The 3,284-nt window shown below is 64.4% G+C and carries 3 protein-coding genes; 2 read left to right on the top strand and 1 reads right to left on the bottom strand.

The window, feature by feature from the left end:
* The first annotated feature begins 81 nt into the window (after positions 1 to 81).
* Entirely contained in the window at positions 82 to 585 is a 504-nt protein-coding gene (locus EN749_RS32990) for an invasion associated locus B family protein (RefSeq protein ID WP_128364737.1), read from the top strand.
* Between the two features lie 68 nt (positions 586 to 653).
* On the opposite strand, the gene EN749_RS32985 is transcribed toward EN749_RS32990, so the two are convergent.
* Entirely contained in the window at positions 654 to 2,009 is a 1,356-nt protein-coding gene (locus EN749_RS32985) for a chloride channel protein (protein ID WP_127396625.1), read from the bottom strand.
* Between the two features lie 158 nt (positions 2,010 to 2,167).
* Between EN749_RS32985 and rlmN the strand changes: the two genes are divergently transcribed.
* On the top strand, positions 2,168 to 3,284 hold a 1,117-nt coding region (gene rlmN / locus EN749_RS32980), incomplete at its 3' end, for a 23S rRNA (adenine(2503)-C(2))-methyltransferase RlmN (protein ID WP_128364736.1).

Here is a 3,284-nt window from a genome sequence, read left to right as displayed (position 1 = left end):
ACCCAGATTAAATCAAAATGAAGCGACGGGCAGGACGCCATGCCGGCCTGCCTCCGCACCATTTGGAATACGGGAAAAGCGATGCGCGGATTGATTGCACTAGTTTCGAGCCTGGTCCTGGTGGCCGTGGCAGCGCCGGCGCTGGCGCAGTCGGCGACCAAGATCGGCCAGCACAATGCCTGGGGCACCTACAGCTACCAGGCATCGGGCGGCAAGGTCTGCTATGTCCTGACCGTGCCGACCGACAAGCAGCCGCCTACGCTCGACCATGGCGACATGTTCTTCTTCGTCAGCCAGCGGCCCGGCCAGCAAGTGTCCTACGAGCCGCAATTCATTGCCGGCTACAATTTCCAGGACGGCTCCAAGGCCACCGTGACCATCGACAAGAAGACGTTTTCGATGTTCACCCGCGGCAAATCGGCCTGGGTCGAGAATGCCGCCGAGGAGCCGGTGCTGATCGCCGCCATGAAGACCGGCACCGACATGAAGGTGACGGCGAAGTCCGGCCGCGGCAATCCCACCTCCTATGTCTTCTCGCTGAAAGGTATTTCGGCGGCGCTGACGTCGATTGCCCAGTGCAAATAGGCAAGGAGTGCAGGCACGCACTTCGCTTTGAATGAAAGGCCGGGCCGCAAACCCCGGCCTTTTTGCTTTCAGCCTTGCGCCGATCCCGGCCCGGCCTCCGCCCGCCGCCGCCGGATCGCCTCGGCGATGAAAACACGCGACAGCGCGTGGTAGAGCGGCTCGTGCGAGATCATCCGCGCCGTACCGTAGCCCAGCATCGAGGCCAGCATCAGCGCGATGACATTGTCGTGATTGCCGGTCATCTCCAGGATGATGACGAAGGCGGTCATCGGCGCCTGCACCACCCCGGCGAAATAGCCGGCCATGCCGAGCAGTGCCGCAGCCCCCGTGCTGGCGCCGAAGAGGAGGCCGAGCGAACTGCCGATGCCGGCGCCGACCGCCAGCGAGGGCGCGAAGATGCCGCCCGGAATGCCCGAGATCATCGACAGCAGTCCCGCCAGGAACTTTTCGGCAAAGAAGAACCATGGCAGCGGCGTGCCTTCGACGGCGCCCCGTGCCTGCACGTAACCGGTGCCGAAGGTCAGCCCGCCCGAGGCGATGCCGATCACTGCAACCAGCAGCCCGCAGACGGCCGCGACCAGCAAAGCGCGCTGCAAAGGCTGCCCAGTGTTCCAGCGCCGGATCCGGCGTGTCACATTCAACGCCAGCAGCGAAAACAGCGCGCCGAGCCCGCCGCCGATGACGCCGCAGGCGATCACCAGCGGCCACTCGGCGGCAAACGAGATGGTGTCTTTGGCGACGCCGAAATAGGTGTAGTTGCCGAGCAGGCCGAGCGAGGCGAGGCCGGCCAGGATCACCGCCGTCAGCACCAGCCCATTGGTGCGTGCCTCATAGGTGCGGCCCATTTCCTCGATGGCGAAGACGATGCCGGCCAGCGGCGTGTTGAAGGCGGCGGCGATCCCGGCGGCCGACCCGGCCAGGATCAGCCCGCGCGCCTGCACCATGCCGCCCCAGCGTGCGGCCTGCAGCATCAGCGATGCGCCGACCTGCACGGTCGGACCCTCGCGGCCGATCGAGGCGCCGCAGAACAGGCCGACGATGGTGAGCATGATTTTGCCGACCACCAGCTTGAGGGACAGGATATGACTTCGGTCCTCGTCGTCGCGAAGATGGCGGGCGGCGATCGCCTGCGGAATGCCGCTGCCTTGCGAGCCGGGAAAGAAGGTGTGGGCAAGCCAGGCGCACAGCACGAAACCCAACGGCGTAACGGCAAGCGGCAGATAGAAACGCCAGCCGCCTGCGTCTCCTGTCATCAGGTGAAACAGTTCCTGCGCCCTGTCCGCCAGCACCGCGAACAGCACGCTGATCACACCGATGCCAAGCGCCCCGGCCCAGAACACCAGGCGCGGCTGCCACACCCGCCGTGAGCCCCACATCGCGCGCGAACGCCGCAGCATGGGATATCTTCGCGATGTGCCGGCCATGTCTGTCCTCGAGCGGGGAGTATCGAGCCCTAACACGTGCAGGCCAGAGGTTAAACCGGCACAACCCATGACTCTGCCCTCAACCTGTGCTATGCGCCGCGCTTCCTTTCCGGCACGATGCGTGAAATCGGCCGCAAACCGCTTATATCAGTGCAACCATGACCCTTTCATTCGATCTCACCACCGACGGCGCCCGCGACGCGTTGCGCGCCCGCGCGGCACAGCCCGAAAAGCAGTCGCTGATCGGCCTGACGCGCGTCGAGCTCGCCGAGGCTCTGGTTGCATCAGGCACTGTGCCCGAGCGCCAGGCGAAAATGCGCGCCCAGCAGCTGTGGCACTGGATGTATGTGCGCGGCGTCTCCGATTTCGCCGGCATGTTCAACATTTCCAAGGATCTGCGCGCCGAACTGGACAAGCACTTCACCGTCGCCAGGCCCGAGATCGTCGAGGAGCAGATTTCCGCCGACGGCACGCGCAAATGGCTGTTCCGCTTTCCGCCGCGCGGCGCCGGCCGGCCGGTCGAGATCGAGACGGTCTACATCCCCGAAGAGGGTCGCGGCACGCTGTGCATCTCCTCGCAGGTGGGCTGCACGCTGACCTGCTCGTTTTGCCACACCGGCACGCAGAAGCTGGTGCGCAATCTGACGGCTGAGGAGATCCTCGCCCAGCTGCTAACCGCCCGCGACCGGCTCGGCGATTTTCCCGACCGCGACACGCCCGACGGCGCCATCGTGCCGGCCGAGGGCCGCAAAGTGTCCAACATCGTCATGATGGGAATGGGCGAACCGCTTTACAATTTCGAAGCGGTCAAGAAGGCGCTGCTGATCGCTTCCGACGGTGACGGCCTTTCCTTGTCGAAGCGCCGCATCACGCTATCGACCTCCGGCGTCGTGCCGGAAATCTTCCGCACCGGCGAGGAGATCGGCGTCATGCTGGCGATCTCGCTGCATGCCACCAATGACGATCTGCGCGACCTGCTTGTGCCGATCAACAAGAAGTATCCGCTGAAGGAGCTGATCGCCGCCTGCCGCGCCTATCCCGGCCTGTCGAACGCCAGGCGCATCACCTTCGAATATGTGATGCTGAAGGACGTCAACGATTCCATCGAGGACGCCAAGGGCCTGATCAAGCTGCTCAAGGGCATTCCGGCCAAGATCAATTTGATCCCGTTCAATCCGTGGCCGGGCACCAACTATCAGTGCTCGGACTGGGAGACGATCGAGAAATTCGCCGATTACATCAACAATGCCGGCTATGCCTCGCCGATCCGCACGC

The organism is Mesorhizobium sp. M7A.F.Ca.ET.027.02.1.1, assembly GCF_004022985.1.
Lineage (GTDB): Bacteria > Pseudomonadota > Alphaproteobacteria > Rhizobiales > Rhizobiaceae > Mesorhizobium.
This window is presented reverse-complemented; position numbering and strand designations above follow the sequence as displayed.

What these genes read in the sequence shown, in the direction of transcription:
- EN749_RS32990 (WP_128364737.1), top strand. Translation starts at nt 82, where the DNA reads ATGCGCGGATTGATTGCACTAGTTTCGAGCCTGGTCCTGGTGGCCGTG.
- EN749_RS32985 (WP_127396625.1), bottom strand. Translation starts at nt 2,009, where the DNA reads ATGGCCGGCACATCGCGAAGATATCCCATGCTGCGGCGTTCGCGCGCG.